Below are 17,900 nucleotides of genomic sequence, written 5' to 3'. Positions count from 1 at the left end.
ATGGCCCGGACGCCAAAACACCCACCAAGGAATGACCCATGACCGAGCAGGATGACGCGCTCTTTCGCCCCTATACCCTGGGCCCGCTGGAACTGCCGAACCGGGTGCTGATGTCGCCGCTCACGCGCTCGCGCGCGGCCCAGCCCGGAGACGTACCCACCGACCTCAACGCCGAGTACTACGCCCAGCGCGCCGGTGCCGGCTTGATCATCAGCGAGGCCACCCAGGTCTCGCCACAGGGCAAGGGCTACGCCTTCACCCCCGGCATCCACTCGGCGGAACAGGTGGAGGGCTGGCACAAGGTGACCACGGGCGTGCACAACGCCGGCGGGCGCATCCAGGCGCAGCTGTGGCATGTCGGCCGTATCTCGCGCCCGGAGCTGCAGCCCGATGGCGTGCTGCCGGTCGCCCCCTCCGCGATCCGGCCCGAGGGCGCCTATACCTTCATCAGTGCCGACTCCGGCATGGTCGAGGTGCAGGAGCCGCGCGCGCTGGAGCTGGACGAACTGCCCGGGATCGTGGAGCAGTACCGCCAGGGCGCACAGAACGCGAAGGCCGCCGGCTTCGACGGCGTGCAGATCCACGCGGCCAACGGCTACCTGCTGGACCAGTTCCTCCGTAGCGGCAGCAACCACCGCAGCGATGCCTACGGCGGCCCGGTGGAAAACCGCATCCGTCTCCCACTGGAGGTGGTCCAAGCCGTGATCGAGGTCTGGGGCCCGGAGCGGGTCGGCATCCGCGTAAGCCCCACCGGCAGCTTCAACGGCATGCACGACGACGACCCACTCGCGACATATAGCGCCTTCGCCCAGGCCCTGGACGCCACCGGCATCGCCTACATCGAGGTGGTGGAGGACTCGTTCCAGGGCAACCACGAGACGGGCCGTCCGGAATCCATCATCGACGCGATCCGCTCGCGCTTCAGCCGCACCTACATCGGCAACGGCGCCTATACCGCCGACGAGGCCTGCCAGCGCATCGCAGCCGGGCGCTGCGACCTGGTCACCTTCGGCCGCCCGTTCATCGCCAACCCGGACCTGCCCGAACGCTTCCGCCGGGGCGCCCCGCTCAACGAGTGGGACGAAGCCACCTTCTACGGCGGCGACGCACACGGCTACACGGACTACCCTGCACTGACCTGATCCGCAGGTGCGAGACCCGGGTTGCAGGGCATTCACCCCACCCCGGATTGAGTCACCTCGTGCTCGCCATGCAGCGCGCAAGGGTCGGCGTCGGGTAACCCCTTCGCTCCGCTGAGGCGCGACAAGGGGCCACTCGACACCCACTGCCCCTGGCACGCGGCTGCGGCGTCAGTATTTTTTACACATTCCAACCAGCACCGCCCAAGCCCAAACTTTTACGATCAATAAATCAATACCTTGTTGATATGGCCCCTGAATTGCTTGCAGACCGCCGGGCTACGATTTTTGCTCCGGGGCACCCGCCCCGAACCGCATAAAGGAACATGACGCGAGACCCTCGGCCTCGGGTCACCTGTCGACAAGGAAGAAAGATGAACAAGAAGTCGCTTACCACCGTTCTGGGTGGTCTTGTCCTGGCAATGAATATCTCTGCCGCCCACGCCTTCGCGATCCTGCACTTCGAGGACGCAACGGCGGGCACGAGCGTGGTACCCAGTGCGCTCGACAGCCTGGGATTGAGTGGCACAACCACGTTTACGAACAATACCGCCACCTTCAACAGCCTGATCACCAACAACCAGTACGACATGGTGATCTTCGGCGAGCAGGGTGGTTTTAGGTTCTCCGACGTCCAGACCAGTCTTTCCGGCTATCTGGCAGGCGACGGGCTGGTGCTGGGCACCACCTGGAACACCGGCTCCGGCTTCTCCGATTTCATGGGTGCCGACAACCGCACCGGCACAAACGACGCGACCCTCGAAATCGACGGCCATCCGATCTTCCTGGATCTCCCGGACCTGATCGGCCTGCAGAATCCGGGCTGGGGCGTCTGGTCCAGCGGCTGGACGGCCGGCGCGGGCGCAACCGGTCTCGGCAGCCTGGCCGGCGGATCCGCAGCGGTCCTCGGCAACAATGGCCAGAGCCTGCTCCTGGGGCCGCTGTTCGACGCCTATGCCGATACCGGCGCGGGAGCGCAACTGGTCGTCAACTCCATCCAGTTCCTGCGCGGGGATCCCACCCCGGTCCCGGAACCTGAAGCCATCGCCCTGATGGCCATCGGTTTGCTGGCACTCGGCATCGTGATGCGCCGGCGTGACCCGAAAGCCGGGTAACCCCGGAGTCCACCATTACCCCCGCCGTCGGCGGGGGCGCCTGCGCGCCAGAAAACCAGACAACTGCGCGGCCGGGTAAACCGGGCGTCGCATCAGCGCATGGACTGCACCAGGCGGTAGCGATCCGCCTCGAAGGCGCGCAGCGTCCGGTGTGGCGGATAGGCGAGGCCGTCCACCGCCTCCAGCGTATAAACCGCAGGCCGCGGACTCTGCAACCCGACATGGATGCGGCTGAGGTCACCCTGGGAAATCTCCCATTCGACCTGGTTGCGGGCGATCACGCCGACCTTCACCGTGTCCCCCTCGCGCCACCAGTCCCGCAGACCGGTCGCCATTTCGCGGATCCCGTCACCCGCAACGTTGTACTGGACGTGGCTGCGCACATACCAGACACGGCCGTCGGCACCCGAGTTGGTGGCCCAGACCCCGGTCCCGCCCTCCGGGGCCGTTTGCGCGGTCATGAATTTCATGTCGAAGCGCAGCTCGTAGCCATGGAGCGGATTGGCGAACCGCCACATGCCGTCCAGTAGGGGATCATCCGTGGAATCCATCGGGGACGCTGCGGGCGGGCTCGCCGGGGCCGGTGCGGGCTCGACAACCTCGGGGGCCGGCCTCGGGGCCGCCGCCGACTCGACGGGCGCAACCGGCGCCGGTTCGCGCACCCGCTCCCGGACTGGCGGCGCCGGCAGTCGCGACTCGGCCACTTCTTCGGCAGGCTCCGCCCGGGTCTCCGCGACGACCTCGCCCTCCGGCTCGGGTACCGGCTGCGCCCAGGCCTGCTGCAGGAGTCGCTCGATGAGTTCGTCCACACTGGCCTGCAGCGCACCCTCGCGGGCAATCCGGATGCGGTCGCTGGCCTGCCAGGCCTCGCCGGCCTGGGCGGTATGCGCGTTCTCCTGTTCCTGCGAATACACGACCTCGCCGGTCTCGCGCTCGCTCAACGTGTAGCGCACACGCTGGGTCACGGTCATGTCGCGACCAACCCAGGGCTCGTCATGCTCCAAAACGTCCATCTGCAGGAAATAAGGGCTGTCATCGGACGGGTCGAACACGCCAGCCTGGCGCAAGTAGGACTCGACGCGCCCCTGGAGGAACCCCGGCGTTAACCGCGAGCGCGACACCTCGTTGCGCACCCCCACGTACCCAATCCCCTCACGCAGCGGACTCGTCGTGGGGACATCAGGCCGTTCCGCCTGCGCCACGACCACCCGAGATTCCACCGTCGCGCAGCCGCCTAACAAGACCCCGAAACCCAGCAGCCCGAGCACGGCCAGGCCGCGTGCCGTTACCCCCCGCCAACCCGCCATATCCGAACCCCGCTCGATCGATGCCCCGGGAATCATAGCCCAGGCGGCCCGGGAAATTCGGATCCACGCTGCGTCCGACTCGAGCGCGAGCGCGAGCGTGTACCTTGCTCCGTGCTTCCTAGACGGCGACGTCGGCCAGGTGGCCCTTGCCTTCCAGCCAGGCGCGGCGTTCGGAGGCGCGCTTCTTGCCGAGCAGCATGTCCATCAGTTGCTGGGTGTCGTCGGCGGCGTCCAGCGTGAGCTGCACCAGGCGCCGGGTGTCCGGGTTCATGGTGGTTTCGCGCAGCTGTAGCGGGTTCATCTCGCCGAGGCCCTTGAAGCGGGTCACGGAGACCTTGCCCTTCATCTTCTCCGCCTCGATGCGTTCCAGCACGCCGGCCTTCTCGTCGTCGTCCAGCGCGTAAAAGGTCTGCTTGCCGACGTCCACGCGATAAAGCGGCGGCATCGCGATGTAGATATGCCCGCGCTCCACCAGCGGGCGGAAGTGCTTCAGGAACAGCGCGCACAGGAGGGTGGCGATGTGCGCGCCGTCGGAGTCCGCATCGGCCAGGATGCAGACCTTGCCGTAGCGCAGCCCGTCGAGGCTGGCCTGCCCCGGGTCCACGCCCAGGGCCACGGAGATGTCATGGATCTCCTGGGAACCCAGCACCTGATCGGGATCGACCTCCCAGGCATTCAGGATCTTGCCGCGCAGCGGCATGATCGCCTGAAAGTCGCGGTCGCGCGCCTGCTTGGCGGAGCCGCCGGCCGAGTCGCCCTCGACCAGGAACAGCTCGGTGCGCTCCAGGTCCTGGCTGGCGCAGTCGGCCAGCTTGCCCGGCAGGGTCGGCCCCTGAGTGACCTTCTTGCGCACCACCTTGCGCCCGGCACGGCTGCGCTTCTGCGCGTTCTGGATCGCCAGCTCGGCGATACGCTCGCCCTGCTGCGGGTGCTGGTTCAGCCACAGGCTGAAGGCATCCTTGACCACGCCGGAGACAAACGGCGCGGCCTGGCGCGAGGACAGGCGTTCCTTGGTCTGCCCGGCAAACTGCGGGTCCTGCATCTTGAACGACAGCACGCTGGAGACCCGCTCCCAGACATCCTCCGGCGCCAGCTTGATCCCGCGCGGCAGCAGGCTGCGGAACTCGCAGAACTCGCGCACGGCATCCGTCAGACCGGTGCGCAGGCCGTTCACGTGCGTGCCACCCTGAGTCGTCGGGATCAGGTTTACGTAGCTTTCGCTGACCACCTCGCCGCCCTCCGGCAGCCAGGTGACGGCCCAGTCGGCAGCCTCGGTGGCCCCGGAGACCGAGCCCATGAATGGCTCCTCCGGCACACGATCGAGGCCATCCAGGGCCTCCACCAGATAGTCGCGCAGCCCCGCCTGATAGCACCACTCGCAGGCCTCGCCGGTGGTCTCGTCGCGGAACGTGACCGTCAGGCCCGGGCACAGCACGGCCTTGGCGCGCAGGATGTGCTTGAGCTTTGGCACCGAGAACTTCGCCGAATCGAAGTACTGCGGGTCCGGCCAGAAATGCAGTGTGGTGCCGGTATTGCGCTTGCCGACCTCCCCCACCGCCTCCAGGTCCTGGGTCTTGTGGCCGCCGGCGAAGGCCATACGGTACTCGCGCCCGTCGCGCTTGATCTGCACCTCGAGCTGCTGCGACAGCGCATTGACCACCGAGACGCCCACCCCGTGCAGACCCCCGGAGAACTGGTAGTTCTTGTCGGAAAACTTCCCGCCCGCATGCAGCGTGGAGAGGATCACCTCGACCCCCGGGCGGTTCTCGCGCGGGTGCAGATCCACCGGCATGCCGCGGCCGTCATCCGACACGGAGACCGAGTCGTCCTTGTGCAGGACCACGTCGATCCGCTTCGCGTGGCCGCTGATCGCCTCGTCCACCGAGTTGTCGATCACCTCCTGCGCCAGATGGTTCGGGCGGGTGGTGTCGGTGTACATGCCCGGGCGCTTGCGCACCGGGTCCAGCCCCTCGAGGACCTCGATATCGGATGCGGAATAGCTCACACAGGAACCCCTTTATTGATCATGCCCTTTGCCGAACCCGGCCTTCTGAACAGGCACCGTCATTGCGAGGAGCGAAGCGACGAAGCAACCCCTCAACGCAAGCCCCGACGTCCGCGCCTGCCGGCGCCGGGGCCACACGCATGGATCGCCACAGCGCTGCGCGCCCCGCGATGACGAGGGTGGCGGGTTTCGTTACCGGCGTGTCCCCTCGTCCCGGACTGTGCGCAGCGTACCAAAGCCCGCGGGGGAAAGGCTGCTTGCAATCCCGGGGCCGATCCCAACAATGCAGGACAGATTCCGTATCCCCGTCTTCACAGGAGGTTTCCGATGGAAGGAGCCGCGAGCATCACTGGCAACGACATCCTCGACGTGACCCAGGAGGATTTCCAGCAGGCCGTGCTGGACGAATCCCACAAGCGCCCGGTCGTGGTGGATTTCTGGGCCGCCTGGTGCGGGCCCTGCCAGCAGCTGATGCCGCTGCTGCAGCAACTGGCCGCGCAGTACGCCGGCAAGTTCCGCCTGGCCAAGGTCAACAGCGACGAGCAGCAGGCCCTGGCGCAGCAGTACGGTGTGCGCAGCCTGCCCACGGTGATGATCTTCCGTCACGGCAAGCCGGTGGACCAGTTCATGGGCGTGCAGCCGGAGCCGAACATCCGCGCGATGATCGACCAGTACCTGGAGAAGCCCTCCGACAAGCTGATCGAGAAGGCCCGCGAACAGGCCCAGGCCGGAGACACAGGCGCCGCCCTCGCCACGCTGCGCGCGGCGCTGGAAGAGGACCCGGACAACGGCGACCTGCGCATCGAGCTGGCCCGCGCGCTCGCCCAGGCCGGCGACCCGGAAGCCGCCGAGGCCGAGCTCGGCAAGCTCCCGCTGGACCAGAGCGAAAAGGAAGAGGCGAAGGCCCTGCGTGCCCGCCTGGTATTCGCCAAGACGGCCGCCGGCATCGACCCGCAGGCGCTGGCAAAGGAGCTGCAGGAAGGCGATCCGCGCCCCGAGGCACTGGAGCAGATGGCCGCCTACGCGATGCTGTCCGGCCGCGCCGAGGAGGCGCTGGGGCTGTACCTGCAACTGATGAAACAGCACCGCTCCTACAACGACGGGGCCGGCCAGAAGGGCCTGCTGGCCGCGTTCGAGGTCCTCGGCAACGATCACCCGCTGGTCGGTCAGTTCCGCCGGCAGATGGCCTCGCTGCTGTACTGACCGGGCTCCGATTGCCGTCACAGCATCCTTGCAGACGGCTAAGACTTCGACGTCGCCCGTCGGCCAGAGGGCTGGCCTCCTGCAGCACGCGGCAAGCCCCCCGTAGGAGCCGAGCCCCCTCGGCGATTGGCGTTGATCAACCACCATCGATCCGAGCTGCACCTGCGACGGGAACCACGGTGTGCAGGGCAAGCGCGGGCGGGGATTCGCGAGCAGGCTCGCTCCCACAAAGGGGCCCTTCCCGGGTGGGTCGAGCCGGGCCGCTGGCTGCGGCCCGGTCGACGTCCGGATCAGTTGCTGCCGAGGATGCGCTCGATCACGGCCTGCGGTTCCTGGTAACCGGAGAGCTGCTGGCCACCCTCGGTGATCAGCGCCGGGGTGCCACGCAGGCCGAGCTGCTGCCCCATGGCCATGTGCTGATCCTGCGGCGTGGCGCAGCTGCCGTCGATATCGCTCAGCTTGTCGCCTTCCTTGGCTCGGTCCATCGCCTCTTCGCGATCCTCCGCGCACCAGATACGGTCCATGATCTCCGGGGAATCACGTCCCAGCACCGGGAACATCAGGTAACGCACCTTGATCCCGGCGGACAGATATTCCGGCAGGTCCTGATGGATCTCGCGGCAGTAGGGGCAGTTCGGATCGGTGAAGATGTTCAGCACGCCCCGGGTCTCTCCGTTCGGCGAGTAGGTCACCAGCTCGCTGTCGTCGATGGCGGCGAACATGTCCGCGCGCACGCCGCTGAGCGCGGACTGGGTCAGGTTTTCGCGGGTCTCCAGGTCGACCATGTTGCCCTGGATCAGATAGCGCCCGTCCTCGGAGACATAGAGGATATCGGTGCCGTAACGGACCTCAAAGACACCTTCCATCGGCGTCTCGCGGATGCTGTCGATCTCGGTATCCGGGATGACCCGGGCCATGTATTCCTCGATGGCCTCGGTGGCCATGAGCGGAGTACTGATGACGGCCAGGGCCGCAGCAAGGGGAAGAGCACGTTTCAGGGACATGGATTCTCTCGTGTCGATACAAAAAAGCGGCGCCAGTTTACCAGCCTCGCGGGGGTATCCCCGGGCCATCTGGCGGAGTCCGGTAATAGACGTCAGCCGCGGGGATGATGTTCCGCATGCAGGCTCTGCAAGCGGGCGCGCGCAACGTGGGTATAGATTTGTGTGGTCGACAGACTGCTGTGGCCCAGCAGCATCTGCACCACGCGCAGGTCCGCCCCGTGGTCCAGCAGATGCGTGGCAAATGCATGGCGCAGGGTGTGCGGCGACAGCGGCGACTCGATGCCGGCACGGCGCGCGTGAGCCTTGATGCGGTACCAGAAGGCCTGACGCGTGAGCCCGCCGCCACGCCGGGTGACGAACACCGCCTCGCAGGGCGGGTGACCGTCCATCAGGTCCGGCCGTGCCTCGCGCTGATAGCGGGCCAGCCAGTGGGCCGCCTCCTCGCCCAGCGGGATCAGGCGTTCCTTGTCGCCCTTGCCGGTAATGCGCACCACGCCCTGCCGACTGTTCACCTCCGACTGCTCCAGCCCCACCAGTTCGGAGACCCGCAGTCCGGTGGCATACATTAGTTCCAGCATCGCGCGATCCCGCAACCCGACCGCATCGTCGATATCGGGGGCCCGCAGCAGGGCCTCCACCTGGGCCTCGGACAGGCTGTCCGGCAACGGGCGCCCGGCCCGCGGGGACTCGATCCCGGCGCTCGGATCATCCTCGCGCTCGCCCTGGTGGACCAGATAGCGATAAAAACGCCGGATGCTGGACAGTGCCCGGGTGATGGACTTCGGCCGTGCCCCGGCCTGCATGCGGGCGCTGACATAGCCCAGGAGATCGGCCGCACGGGCGGATTCCAGGCTTGCCCCCCTGGGTTCCAGCCAGTGCGCCAGACCCTCCAGATCGCGCCGGTAGGCCGACAGGGTGTGGTCGGACAGACCCTCGACCGCCCAGAGCTCGTCCAGGAAACGGTCGAGGGCCGGAGATGCCGCCGTGGCGACGCTCACGCGTTACTGGCCACCAGGTTTCCCGGCATTGCCCGGGGCGTCCGGGTTCTCCGCGCGGAACTTGCCGGCCAGGTTCTCGAAGACCTTGGTCAGTTCCAGCGGCAGCGGGAAGAAGATGGTGTTGGCGTTGCCGTTGGTCGACATGTCGGACATCGTCTGCATGTAGCGCAGTTGCAGCGAAGAGGGGCTGGCCTCCATCTGCTGCGCCGCCTGCACCAGCTTTTCGGCCGCCTGCAGTTCGCCCTCGGCGTGGATGACCTTGGCGCGGCGTTCGCGCTCGGCCTCGGCCTGGCGCGCGATCGCGCGGATCATGGAGTCGTCCAGGTCGACATGCTTGATCTCGACATTGGTGACCTTGATGCCCCAGGCGTCGGTCTGGGCATCGAGGATCTCCTGGATGTCGTTGTTCAGCTTGTCGCGCTCGGAGAGCATCTCGTCCAGATCATGCTTGCCGAGCACCGAGCGCAGCGTGGTCTGCGCGAGCTGGCTGGTGGCGGCGTAGTAGTCCTCGACCTGGATCACCGACTTGGCGGAATCCACCACGCGGAAGTACAGCACCGCGTTCACGCGTACCGTCACGTTGTCCTGCGAGATCACGTCCTGGCTGGGCACGTCGAGCGTGATGATGCGCAGGTCGATCCGCACCATCTGCTGGATGCCCGGGATCACGATGATCAGACCCGGACCCTTCACCGACTGAAAACGGCCGAGGAAGAAGATGACGCCGCGCTCGTACTCGCGCAGCACCTTGATCGACATCACGATGATGGCGACCAGGATGACTAGCGGGACGACAAAGAAACCGAGATCGTTCATGTCCTGCTCCTTCTGCGTTATGGGCTCGGCGGCGACCGGTCAGCCGGTCGTGGCAGTGCCCGGGGTGTCTTCTTCAGTCACGGGTTCGACCCGCAGCCTGAGTCCTTCGATCGCGGTCACCCGCACCTTCTGTCCCTCGCGGACCGGTGCCGAGGTCTCGGCGTTCCACTGTTCGCTGTGGACCCAGACCCGACCGCTGCGATCGAAGTCCTCGCGCGCCTCGCCGATCATCCCGATCATCTCTTCATAGCCGGTGGCGGGCTTCTTGCCGCGCAGGCTGAACAGCCGTCCCAGCACCCAGACGGACAGGATGCCGATGGCGATGGCCGTGCCGATCACCAGTGGCAGGGCCACGTTCAGGTTGGGGTCGTCCCACAGAATGATGGAACCGGTTGTGAATGCCACGATGCCTCCTATGCCCAGCGCCCCGAAACTGGGCACGAAGGCCTCCGCAATCATGAAGATCATGCCCAGCAGCATCAGCGCCAGGCCCGCATAGTTCACCGGCATCACCTGCAGCGCAAAGAACGCCAGGATCAGCGCGATCGAACCGATCACGCCGGGGTAGATCGCGCCCGGGTTGGCCAGTTCGAAGATGATGCCGTAGATCCCCAGCAGCATCAGGATATAGGCGATGTTCGGGTTGGTGATCACGGACAGCAACTGGGTACGCCAGTCCGGATCCATGCGCACGATCTCCAGCCCTTCGGTCGCCAGCGTGCGCTCGCCGTCGTGCATGCGCACGGTATGCCCGTCGATCTGGGCGAGCAGGTCGCTCAGGTTGTCCGCCACGAAGTCGATGACGTTCTGCTCCAGCGCGGCGGTCGCGGTCAGGTTGGAGCCCTCGCGTACGGTCTCTTCCGCCCAGTCGGCATTGCGTCCGTAGCGTTCCGCCAGGCCGCGGATATAGGACACCGCGTCCTCCAGCACCTTGCGCTCCATCGCGTCGCCGCCGCGGCGCGGGGCCGGGTCGTCCTCCAGCAGTTCCTCCTCGCTGGCGGGTTCGACCTCGCCGTTGGCGGCTCCATTCTCATCCGCAGGCTCATCCGCCGCGTCGGTTTCGTCGTCGCGCGCCTCGCCATTGGCCTCGTCGGTTTCCGTATCGTCGCGCGCGTCCTCGTCCGGCTCCGGCGGGTCCATGCCCGGGAGCCCGCCGCCGCCCATCTGCACCGGGGTGGCCGATCCCAGATTGGTGGCCGGGGTCATGGCCGCGACATGCGACCCGTAAAGCATGTAGGTGCCGGCGCTGGCCGCGCGGGAACCCGCCGGGTGGACATACGTGACCACCGGCACATCCGATTGCAGGATGTTCTTGATGATGCTGCGCATGCTGGAATCCAGACCGCCCGGGGTATCCAGCATCAGGACCAGGATCTCGGCGTCCTCGGCCTCGGCCCGCTCGATCCCCCGGCGGATGTAGTCGCCGGTGGCCGGGCCGATCGCGTCATTCACCGTCAGCAACAGGCCGTGGCGATCCGCGGTCTGGGCCAGGCTCGAGGCGGCCAGCCAGCCGGCCCCGAGCACCAGGAGGGTCAGCCACAGCAGGTGGCGCCAGCGGCGCCCTCCGCCCACTCCTGCCTTGCGTCCAAATGAAACCCGCATGGGCTTCCTCTCCCGTCAGGGTGGATTCGTCGTACACTGCGTGCGCACACGCGACAGCCGACTCGCCCACCACGATAAACCAAAGGCCGGACCCGCGCCGAACCCGCAGACCCGCATGGACCCGCAGGCAAAGCAGACCCCGCCCGAGAATCTCGCCGCCGTGATACTGGCCGGCGGTCAGGGCCTGCGCATGGGCGGGCGCAACAAGGGCTGGGTCGAGTATCGGGGCCGCCCCCTGGTCGAACACGCCATCGCGCGCCTGCGCCCCCAGGCGCCGCGCCTGGCCATCAGCAGCAATACCGATATCGACCGTTATCAAGCGCTGGGGTTTCCCGTCCTGACCGATTCCCACGCCGATTATCGCGGCCCGCTGGCCGGGATCGCCGCGGCCTTCGCGGCCTTCCCCGACCACGCGATCCTGTGCGCGCCGGTGGACGCACCCGCGCTGCCCCTGGACCTGGAGTACCGCCTGCGCCAGGCCCTGGAGGCCCACCCGGCGCCGGCCGCCATTGCCCACGACGGCAACCGCCTGCAGCCGCTGTTTGCCCTCCTCGGGCCGACGGTGGCGCCGCGCCTGCAAGCGGATCTCGCGCATGGTTCGCTGGCGGTGGGACGCTGGTTTCACGAGATCGGCGCGATCACGGTGGACTTCTCCGATCAGCCGGAGGCATTCGCCAACATCAACACCCCCGGGGACCTGATGGGCTGAGCGCCCCTCCCGCCCCGGCCGGATCTCGCTATACTCGGACGCGCATAACGCAGGCAGGCCACCATGATCCAGTCCACCTCCAACCTCCCGCGCATCGGCTTCGCCGCCTGGAGCGGCAGCGGCAAGACCACCCTGCTGAAGGGCGTGATCCCGGCCCTGCGTGCCCGCGGCCTGCGCCCGGCGATGATCAAGCATGCCCACCACGAGTTCGACGTGGACAAGCCGGGCAAGGACAGTCATGAACTGCGCCATGCCGGCGCCGACCAGATGCTGGTGGCCTCCGGTCGGCGTTACGCCCTGATGGTGGAGACCCCGGAGACCGACGACGGCCGCGTGCCGGACCTGGACATGCTCTGCGCGCGCCTGGACCCGCGCCGCTCCGACCTGATCCTGGTCGAGGGTTTCAAGCAATGGGACCTGCCCAAGATCGAGGTGCATCGGCCGTCGGTGGGCAAGGCCCCGCTGTACCGCGAGATCCCCGGCGTGGTCGCGGTCGCCACCGACGCCGCCACGCTGGACTTCGACGGCCCGCTGCTGCCGGTGAACGACCCCGACGCGGTGGCGGCCTTCGTCATCGACTACCTGGACATCCACCCCTGACCCGGAGACCCCCATGCCCGAGGCTGCCCCCGGCTGCGACGAGTTCGACCCCAACGCCAAGACCTTGGAACAGGCCCGCACCGCGATCCTGGAAGCCTGCCAGTGTCTCGAGGAACAGGAGACGGTGGCGCTGGAGCAGGCCCTCGGGCGGACTCTGGCGGAGCCCGTGGCTGCGCGCATCGACGTGCCGCCGGCCGCGGTCTCTGCGATGGATGGCTACGCCCTGCGCGCGACGGACGCCACCAAGGGTGCACGCCTGGCGCTGGTCGGCACCTCGGCGGCCGGGCACCCCTGGGATGGCGAACTGCAACCGGGCCAGTGCGTGCGCATCCTGACCGGCGCGGTGGTCCCGGACGGGGCCGAACTGGTCGTGATGCAGGAACAGGTGGAACGGGACGACGCCACCATCATTCTGCAAAACGGCGACCTCGCCACGGGCCACAACATCCGCGGCGCGGGTGGCGACACCGCCGCCGGGACCCCGCTGTTTGCCGCCGGACAAACCCTGGGCGCCGCCGAGATCGGGGTGCTGGCGAGTCAGGGCATTGCCCGGGTGAATGTACTGCGCCGGCCGCGCGTGGCCTTCTTCTCGACCGGGGACGAACTGGTGCCCGTGGACCAGCCACTGGGCCCGGGGCAGATCCATGACAGCAACCGCCACACCCTGCGGGCGCTGCTCGCGGCCTACCCGGTCGAGGTGCAGGACTACGGTGTCATCCGCGACACCGAGGATGCGGTACGCGAGGCCCTGACGCGTGCCGGGGCAACGGCCGACGTGATCATCACCACCGGGGGGGTCTCGGTCGGCGATGCCGACCATGTGACCCGCGTGCTGCAGGCCTCCGGCCAGGTCGGCTTCTGGAAGCTGGCCATCAAGCCCGGGCGCCCCCTGGCCTTCGGGCATTTCGGCCAGGCCCACTTCTTCGGTCTGCCGGGCAACCCGGTGGCCGTAATGACCACCTTCGCCCTGCTGGTGCGCCCGGCCCTGCAGCAGCTGGCCGGGCGCGCAGCGACCGCACCGCAGACCCTGAACGCACGCCTGCTGGAAGACCTCCACAAGACCCCCGGGCGCAAGGATTTCCAGCGCGCGGTGCTGGAGACCGACGAACGCGGCTGGGTGGTGCGCGCCGCCGGCGGCCAGGGTTCACATCAGTTGCGCGCGATGAGCGAGGCCAACGCCTACGTCGTCCTGCCACGCGAATCCGCCGGGGCCCGTGCGGGTGACTGGGTGGAGGTCCTGCCGTTCCGGGAGATCTTTCCGACCCCCTGAGGCCGAGTCAGTCGGCCTGGATCAGCGCGGCGAATTCGCGCTCCAGCAGGGCCTCGTCACCGAGGTTGAGCTCGACCAGACGGCGCAGGTGGGAGGCGGATTCCAGCGGCATGGCCTCGATCTCCACGCCCAGCCACAGGCCCTCGTGCCAGCGCACCCGGCCCTCGAAGGTGATCCGCGCCTCCTCGCTGAGCGGGATGTCGACACTGACCTCGTCGCCATCGGCCATCGCGGGAAGATCCGCGCCCTCCAGCAGCACGCCCTTCAGGGAGATATCCTCCACCCGGACCGGGCCGCCCCCGCCATCGGTGAGCAGGGTAGCCGGAAATTCCAGGGGGATACGTTGAAAGCGTCGCTCCATGCGGCAAGACTACGCCCACTCCGCACCCGCGGCCAAATCCAGAACCACCCGGAACGCCCATGACCGAAACCGCCGCCTCGTCCATCGACGGCCAGCCCTCCAGCCTGCTGCGCCGCCTGGCCGCCATCGTCTACGACGCCCTGCTGCTGGTGGCGATCTGGATGGTCCTCGGCCTGCTGGTGGTCATCCTCGGCAACACCACCGGGCTGTACTCGCCCCGCGCCCATTTCGTGCTCAACCTGATCGTGGCCTGGGGGTTCTTCTACTGGTTCTGGACGCGCACCGGGCAGACGCTCGGCATGCAGGCCTGGAACATCCAGCTGCGCACCGAGGGCGGGCACGCCGTCAATGCCTGGCAGGCGACGCTGCGCTATCTGGTTGCGGTCGCCCAGTGGCTGGTGATCCTGATGGCCATCTGGGCGGTGCGCGAATACGGCGCGGTCGCCGTTACCGTGGTTACCGCGGCGGCGCTGTTCGCGATCGGCCTGTCGCAGTTCCATCCGCGGCGCTGGATGCTGCACGACTGGCTCACCGGCACCGAACTGGTGCGCATCCCCGGCCTAGCCAAACCCCGCTGGAAACAGAACCGCAAGACCTGACCTCGATCCGGTTGTTTGTTTCACCACGAAGCACACGAAGGCACGAAGAAGGGCAAAGGGCGGATTCACCACGGAGAACACAGAGGACACGGAGAAAACCGAAAGGCTTTCGGATCGAACCTCGCCGGGACGGGTCGAGCCACGCGAAATCTACCGGGGGTGGTCGGTCCGCAGGCTTGATGCGATCTATTGCGCACGTCGGCACACTGCCCGCCGCCAAACAAACACCGATTTTCTCCGTGCCCTCCGTGCTCTCTGTGGTTCAATCGCTTTTGACCTGGCCCTTCTTCGTGCGCTTCGTGGTGCACAACCATCAGGGGGCGAGCCAGAGGCCGAGGTCGTCCAGGGCCTCGGCGATCTCGGTGGCGATGCGGCGGTAGCCGCGGGCGTTGGGGTGGACCGGGTCCGCGCGCAGATCGCTCTCGGACAGCACCCCCGAGAGCACGCCCTCGATCAGGGGCACCTGTTCCTCGTGCGCCAGCTCGCGGTAGATCGGGTCGTCCCGCAGGCGGCCGGTGGCCGCGCCCAGGGCGGAGGCCCGCGGCACCCCCAGCAGCAGGGGCTGGGCTCCATGGTCGCGAACGGTCTCCACCAGTAGACGCAGATCCTCGCGCACCGCGGCCGGGTCGCGCTGGCGCAGGAAATCGTTGCCACCCAGCCAGATCAGCACCAGATCGGGCTCGTGCGCGCGCAGGCTCGGGGCGAGACGCTCGCGGGCGCTGCTGGCGCGATCCCCGGGCACCCCGTCGTTGACGATCGTCCAGCCGGTGATCGCCGCCAGGCGCGCCGGGTAGTCCTCGCCCGCTCCGGCCCCGGTCCCGTGGGTCACACTGTCGCCGAAGGCCAGTACTGTCGCCTGGCGCGGGAGCGGATCGAAGTCGCCCGGGACGCCGCTCCCGCAGGCCACCAGCATGGCGACCAGCCCCAGCAGGAAGCCCGCGCGCAGCCAGGCCATCATGTCTGGCGCCCCATGCGATAAAGCGCCACCAGTGCCAGGATCAGGAACAGCACGACCGGCAGGCTGGCGGCGACGAAGGGCGGCAGGTTGTAGACCAGCCCCAGGTGGGTCATCGCGCGCATCACGATGGCGAAGGACACGCCGATCGCGATGCCGATGAACAGCCGCCGGCCGGCCCCGCCCTCGCGCTGGGAACCGAACAGGAACGGGATGGCCAGCAGCAGCATCACGAAGGTGCTGGCCGGCAGGGTCAGGCGTTGCCAGAACGCGACCTCATAGGGGGCCGAGTCCAGGCGATTCTCCTGCAGGTAGTCGATATAGCGCGCCAGATTCTGCGCCGCCATCTGGCCCGGCTCGACCACCAGCACGTCAAAGTACTCCGGTGCGATCAGACGCTCGATGGTCTCGGTCTCCAGACGCTCGGACTCGACACGTTCCAGCGACAGCCGCGAGCGTTCCACCTCCTGCAGCCGCCAGACCCCACCCTCGTACTGTGCGCTCTGGGCGCGCGTGATCTCGCGCGGCTCGCGGTTCGCATCCAACTCGATGATGCGCACCCCGATCAGCCGATTGTCCGGCAACACGGTATCCGCCTGCACCATGCGCCGGCCATCGCGTGCCCAAAGACCGATCGGGCTCACACTCAGCTGTTCGTCGAAGGCGGTCGCCTTCAGGTTCTGCGCCCGGCTCTCGGCGGCCGGGGCGAAGAACTCGCCCACCACCACCATCGCCACCACGACCACCAGGCCGGCCTGCATCACCCAGCCGATAAAGCGGCCCAGCGTCATCCCGGCCGCACGCATCGCGGTCAGCTCGCTGTTCGCGGCCAGATTGCCCAGCCACAGAAGACCACCCAGCAACGCCGCCGACGGCAGCATGTCGTACATCCGCCGCGGCAGGGTCAGCGCCACGTACAGAAGCGCCTCGGTCAGCCCGTAGTTGCCTCGCCCGGTGTCGCGCAGCTCGTCGATCAGCGCGAACACCGCATCCAGCGCCACCAGCAGGACCACGGCCAGTGCGGTCCCGATCAGGACCTGGCGCATAATGTAGCGCCCCAGCACCGTCGTCATGGCGTCACCTCGTCACGCTCCATGCCCCGGCCGAGGCCCAGCATGCCCTTGCGCCAGGCGAGCACCAGCCAAAGCACCAGCATCGAACCGTGCGTCCACCACAGGCCCAGGGCCAGCGGCGTGCGCCCGTCCGCCAGCTGGCCCTGCCCCAGGATCAACAGGTTGGCATACAGCACGTAGACGCCGATCGCCGCCGGGATACGCGCATAACGGCCGGTGCGCGGCGGCACCTGCGCCAGCGGCAGCGCGATCAGGCTCAGCACCAGGATCGACAGCGGCATGGCGAGACGCCATTCCAGCTCCGCGCGGTGGTCGGGGCGATGCCGCTGTTCCCAGAGATCCAGCGTCGACATCGCGTTCAGCGAGCGCCTTCCGGCACCCACGTCCGGTTCGGTGATCTGGGTCCGCAGGCGTTCGAACTCGAGCATGCGGAAGCTGCTTTCGCCCGGCACACCGACGTGGCGATAACCGTTCTCGAGGATCAGGAAGCCGCTACCCTCCGCCCCGGGATCGGGGATCGCGCGCTCGGCCACGGTCACCTGTGCCTCGCCCTCCACCTCGCGGTAGATGAACACCTCCAGCAGGGCCTCGCGGTCCTCGCTCAGGCGCTCGGCGAAGAAGACCTGCTCGCCCACCCGCGAGCGCAGGAAACGCCCGGGGGTAATCCCGACCAGGTCGGAGCGCTGCTCGGCCAGGTCGCGGAACTGATCGATCTGGGCCTCGGTACGCGGCACCACCAGCATCATCAGCACCAGCAGCAGCAGCGTCGCGGGCACGGCCACCCACAAAAGCGCGCGATAAAGCGCGGCGAAGGACATGCCGCTGGCCTGCAGCGCGACCAGTTCGCTGTCGCGCTGCAACCGGCCCAGCACCAGCATGAAGGCCAGAAACAGCGCCACCGGCCAGAGGAAGACAATGCCCTTGAAGGCACCGAAGGCCACCAGCGGCGGCAGAAAATCGACCGGGATCGTGCCCTCGGCGACGTCCCGCAGCACCCGCGCCAGCACGCCGCCGATGATGACCAGCAGCAGGACGATGGTGACCGCGGTCTGGGTGACCAGCAGCTCGCGGGCGATGAAGCGTTCGGCACGGCGCAGAATCATGCGCGCATTACCCCGCGGCCCGCGCGGCGCGTGGTCGGTCG

General features: G+C 67.8%; 17 protein-coding genes. 7 read left to right on the top strand and 10 right to left on the bottom strand.

From position 1 onward, the window contains the following. Positions 1-38 precede the first annotated feature (38 nt). Positions 39-1,142 carry an alkene reductase gene (locus H609_RS0104375; protein WP_028484390.1) on the top strand — a complete coding sequence of 368 codons (1,104 nt, stop codon included), beginning with the start codon at positions 39-41 and terminating at the stop codon, positions 1,140-1,142. Positions 1,143-1,513: 371 nt separating this feature from the next. After that, positions 1,514-2,254 (top strand): PEP-CTERM sorting domain-containing protein, encoded by a 741-nt coding sequence (locus tag H609_RS0104370; protein WP_018865723.1) that lies wholly within the window; start codon positions 1,514-1,516, stop codon positions 2,252-2,254. Between the two features lie 92 nt (positions 2,255-2,346). On the opposite strand, the gene H609_RS0104365 is transcribed toward H609_RS0104370, so the two are convergent. Then, on the bottom strand, positions 2,347-3,561 hold the full coding sequence (locus H609_RS0104365) for a hypothetical protein (protein WP_231367122.1): 1,215 nt from the start codon (positions 3,559-3,561) through the stop codon (positions 2,347-2,349). A gap of 118 nt (positions 3,562-3,679) precedes the next feature. Beyond that, positions 3,680-5,566, bottom strand: coding sequence for a DNA topoisomerase IV subunit B (gene parE / locus H609_RS0104360; protein WP_018881288.1), 1,887 nt, complete (start codon positions 5,564-5,566; stop codon positions 3,680-3,682). Positions 5,567-5,893: 327 nt separating this feature from the next. Between parE and trxA the strand changes: the two genes are divergently transcribed. Beyond that, positions 5,894-6,769 (top strand): thioredoxin, encoded by an 876-nt coding sequence (gene trxA / locus H609_RS0104355; RefSeq protein ID WP_028484389.1) that lies wholly within the window; start codon positions 5,894-5,896, stop codon positions 6,767-6,769. A gap of 290 nt (positions 6,770-7,059) precedes the next feature. Here the strand turns inward: trxA and H609_RS0104350 are convergent, their stop codons facing one another. The 4 genes from H609_RS0104350 to H609_RS0104335 all read right to left on the bottom strand — a co-directional run bounded on the left by H609_RS0104350 (position 7,060) and on the right by H609_RS0104335 (position 11,189). Continuing rightward, positions 7,060-7,773 (bottom strand): DsbC family protein, encoded by a 714-nt coding sequence (locus H609_RS0104350; protein WP_018881289.1) that lies wholly within the window; start codon positions 7,771-7,773, stop codon positions 7,060-7,062. Positions 7,774-7,865: 92 nt separating this feature from the next. Next, entirely contained in the window at positions 7,866-8,771 is a 906-nt protein-coding gene (gene xerD, locus H609_RS0104345; protein WP_018876448.1) for a site-specific tyrosine recombinase XerD, read from the bottom strand. Positions 8,772-8,774: 3 nt separating this feature from the next. Beyond that, positions 8,775-9,587 carry a slipin family protein gene (locus tag H609_RS0104340; protein WP_018865717.1) on the bottom strand — a complete coding sequence of 271 codons (813 nt, stop codon included), beginning with the start codon at positions 9,585-9,587 and terminating at the stop codon, positions 8,775-8,777. A 39-nt stretch (positions 9,588-9,626) separates the two neighbouring features. Beyond that, complete coding sequence (locus tag H609_RS0104335) at positions 9,627-11,189, bottom strand: nodulation protein NfeD (RefSeq protein WP_026329842.1); 1,563 nt, start codon at positions 11,187-11,189, stop codon at positions 9,627-9,629. On the opposite strand from H609_RS0104335, the gene mobA reads away from it, so the two are divergent. The 3 genes from mobA to glp all read left to right on the top strand — a co-directional run bounded on the left by mobA (position 11,188) and on the right by glp (position 13,768). Further along, complete coding sequence (mobA, locus tag H609_RS0104330) at positions 11,188-11,898, top strand: molybdenum cofactor guanylyltransferase MobA (RefSeq protein WP_028484388.1); 711 nt, start codon at positions 11,188-11,190, stop codon at positions 11,896-11,898. The genes H609_RS0104335 and mobA overlap by 2 nt on opposite strands. A 63-nt stretch (positions 11,899-11,961) precedes the next feature. After that, a complete protein-coding gene (gene mobB / locus H609_RS0104325; RefSeq protein ID WP_018876451.1) occupies positions 11,962-12,498 on the top strand; it encodes a molybdopterin-guanine dinucleotide biosynthesis protein B in 537 nt (178 codons plus the stop codon). A 13-nt stretch (positions 12,499-12,511) separates the two neighbouring features. Beyond that, complete coding sequence (gene glp / locus H609_RS0104320; protein ID WP_028484387.1) at positions 12,512-13,768, top strand: gephyrin-like molybdotransferase Glp; 1,257 nt, start codon at positions 12,512-12,514, stop codon at positions 13,766-13,768. A gap of 7 nt (positions 13,769-13,775) precedes the next feature. On the opposite strand, the gene H609_RS0104315 is transcribed toward glp, so the two are convergent. Beyond that, positions 13,776-14,129 carry a PilZ domain-containing protein gene (locus H609_RS0104315; protein WP_018865712.1) on the bottom strand — a complete coding sequence of 118 codons (354 nt, stop codon included), beginning with the start codon at positions 14,127-14,129 and terminating at the stop codon, positions 13,776-13,778. Positions 14,130-14,188: 59 nt separating this feature from the next. Here H609_RS0104315 and H609_RS0104310 point away from each other — a divergent pair, with 59 nt between their 5' ends. Continuing rightward, positions 14,189-14,728: an RDD family protein gene (locus H609_RS0104310; RefSeq protein ID WP_018865711.1), complete on the top strand. Its 540-nt coding sequence runs from the start codon at positions 14,189-14,191 to the stop codon at positions 14,726-14,728. 313 nt (positions 14,729-15,041) lie between these two features. Here the strand turns inward: H609_RS0104310 and H609_RS0104305 are convergent, their stop codons facing one another. From H609_RS0104305 to lptF, 3 genes are read right to left on the bottom strand one after another with little or no spacing between them, the layout of a single operon-like run. Beyond that, the gene (locus H609_RS0104305) at positions 15,042-15,686 is read right to left on the bottom strand and encodes a GDSL-type esterase/lipase family protein (RefSeq protein WP_018876453.1); all 645 of its coding nucleotides are present in this window, start codon (positions 15,684-15,686) and stop codon (positions 15,042-15,044) included. Continuing rightward, positions 15,683-16,756, bottom strand: coding sequence for an LPS export ABC transporter permease LptG (lptG, locus tag H609_RS0104300; RefSeq protein ID WP_018876454.1), 1,074 nt, complete (start codon positions 16,754-16,756; stop codon positions 15,683-15,685). Before lptG ends, H609_RS0104305 begins: the two co-directional genes overlap by 4 nt. Further along, positions 16,753-17,859 carry an LPS export ABC transporter permease LptF gene (lptF, locus tag H609_RS0104295; protein ID WP_028484386.1) on the bottom strand — a complete coding sequence of 369 codons (1,107 nt, stop codon included), beginning with the start codon at positions 17,857-17,859 and terminating at the stop codon, positions 16,753-16,755. Before lptF ends, lptG begins: the two co-directional genes overlap by 4 nt. Positions 17,860-17,900 lie beyond the last annotated feature (41 nt).

Source organism: Thioalkalivibrio sp. ALE17, from assembly GCF_000425605.1.
Taxonomy (GTDB): Bacteria; Pseudomonadota; Gammaproteobacteria; order Ectothiorhodospirales; family Ectothiorhodospiraceae; genus Thioalkalivibrio.
Note: the sequence above shows the minus strand (reverse complement) of the source record. Positions and strands in the feature narration are given on the sequence as shown.

Coding starts and splice junctions, on each gene's coding strand:
- H609_RS0104375 (WP_028484390.1), top strand. CDS start 39: ATGACCGAGCAGGATGACGCGCTCTTTCGCCCCTATACCCTGGGCCCG.
- H609_RS0104370 (WP_018865723.1), top strand. CDS start 1,514: ATGAACAAGAAGTCGCTTACCACCGTTCTGGGTGGTCTTGTCCTGGCA.
- H609_RS0104365 (WP_231367122.1), bottom strand. CDS start 3,561: ATGGCGGGTTGGCGGGGGGTAACGGCACGCGGCCTGGCCGTGCTCGGG.
- trxA (WP_028484389.1), top strand. CDS start 5,894: ATGGAAGGAGCCGCGAGCATCACTGGCAACGACATCCTCGACGTGACC.
- H609_RS0104350 (WP_018881289.1), bottom strand. CDS start 7,773: ATGTCCCTGAAACGTGCTCTTCCCCTTGCTGCGGCCCTGGCCGTCATC.
- H609_RS0104340 (WP_018865717.1), bottom strand. CDS start 9,587: ATGAACGATCTCGGTTTCTTTGTCGTCCCGCTAGTCATCCTGGTCGCC.
- mobA (WP_028484388.1), top strand. CDS start 11,188: ATGGGCTTCCTCTCCCGTCAGGGTGGATTCGTCGTACACTGCGTGCGC.
- H609_RS0104335 (WP_026329842.1), bottom strand. CDS start 11,189: ATGCGGGTTTCATTTGGACGCAAGGCAGGAGTGGGCGGAGGGCGCCGC.
- mobB (WP_018876451.1), top strand. CDS start 11,962: ATGATCCAGTCCACCTCCAACCTCCCGCGCATCGGCTTCGCCGCCTGG.
- glp (WP_028484387.1), top strand. CDS start 12,512: ATGCCCGAGGCTGCCCCCGGCTGCGACGAGTTCGACCCCAACGCCAAG.
- H609_RS0104315 (WP_018865712.1), bottom strand. CDS start 14,129: ATGGAGCGACGCTTTCAACGTATCCCCCTGGAATTTCCGGCTACCCTG.
- H609_RS0104310 (WP_018865711.1), top strand. CDS start 14,189: ATGACCGAAACCGCCGCCTCGTCCATCGACGGCCAGCCCTCCAGCCTG.
- H609_RS0104305 (WP_018876453.1), bottom strand. CDS start 15,686: ATGATGGCCTGGCTGCGCGCGGGCTTCCTGCTGGGGCTGGTCGCCATG.
- lptG (WP_018876454.1), bottom strand. CDS start 16,756: ATGACGACGGTGCTGGGGCGCTACATTATGCGCCAGGTCCTGATCGGG.
- lptF (WP_028484386.1), bottom strand. CDS start 17,859: ATGATTCTGCGCCGTGCCGAACGCTTCATCGCCCGCGAGCTGCTGGTC.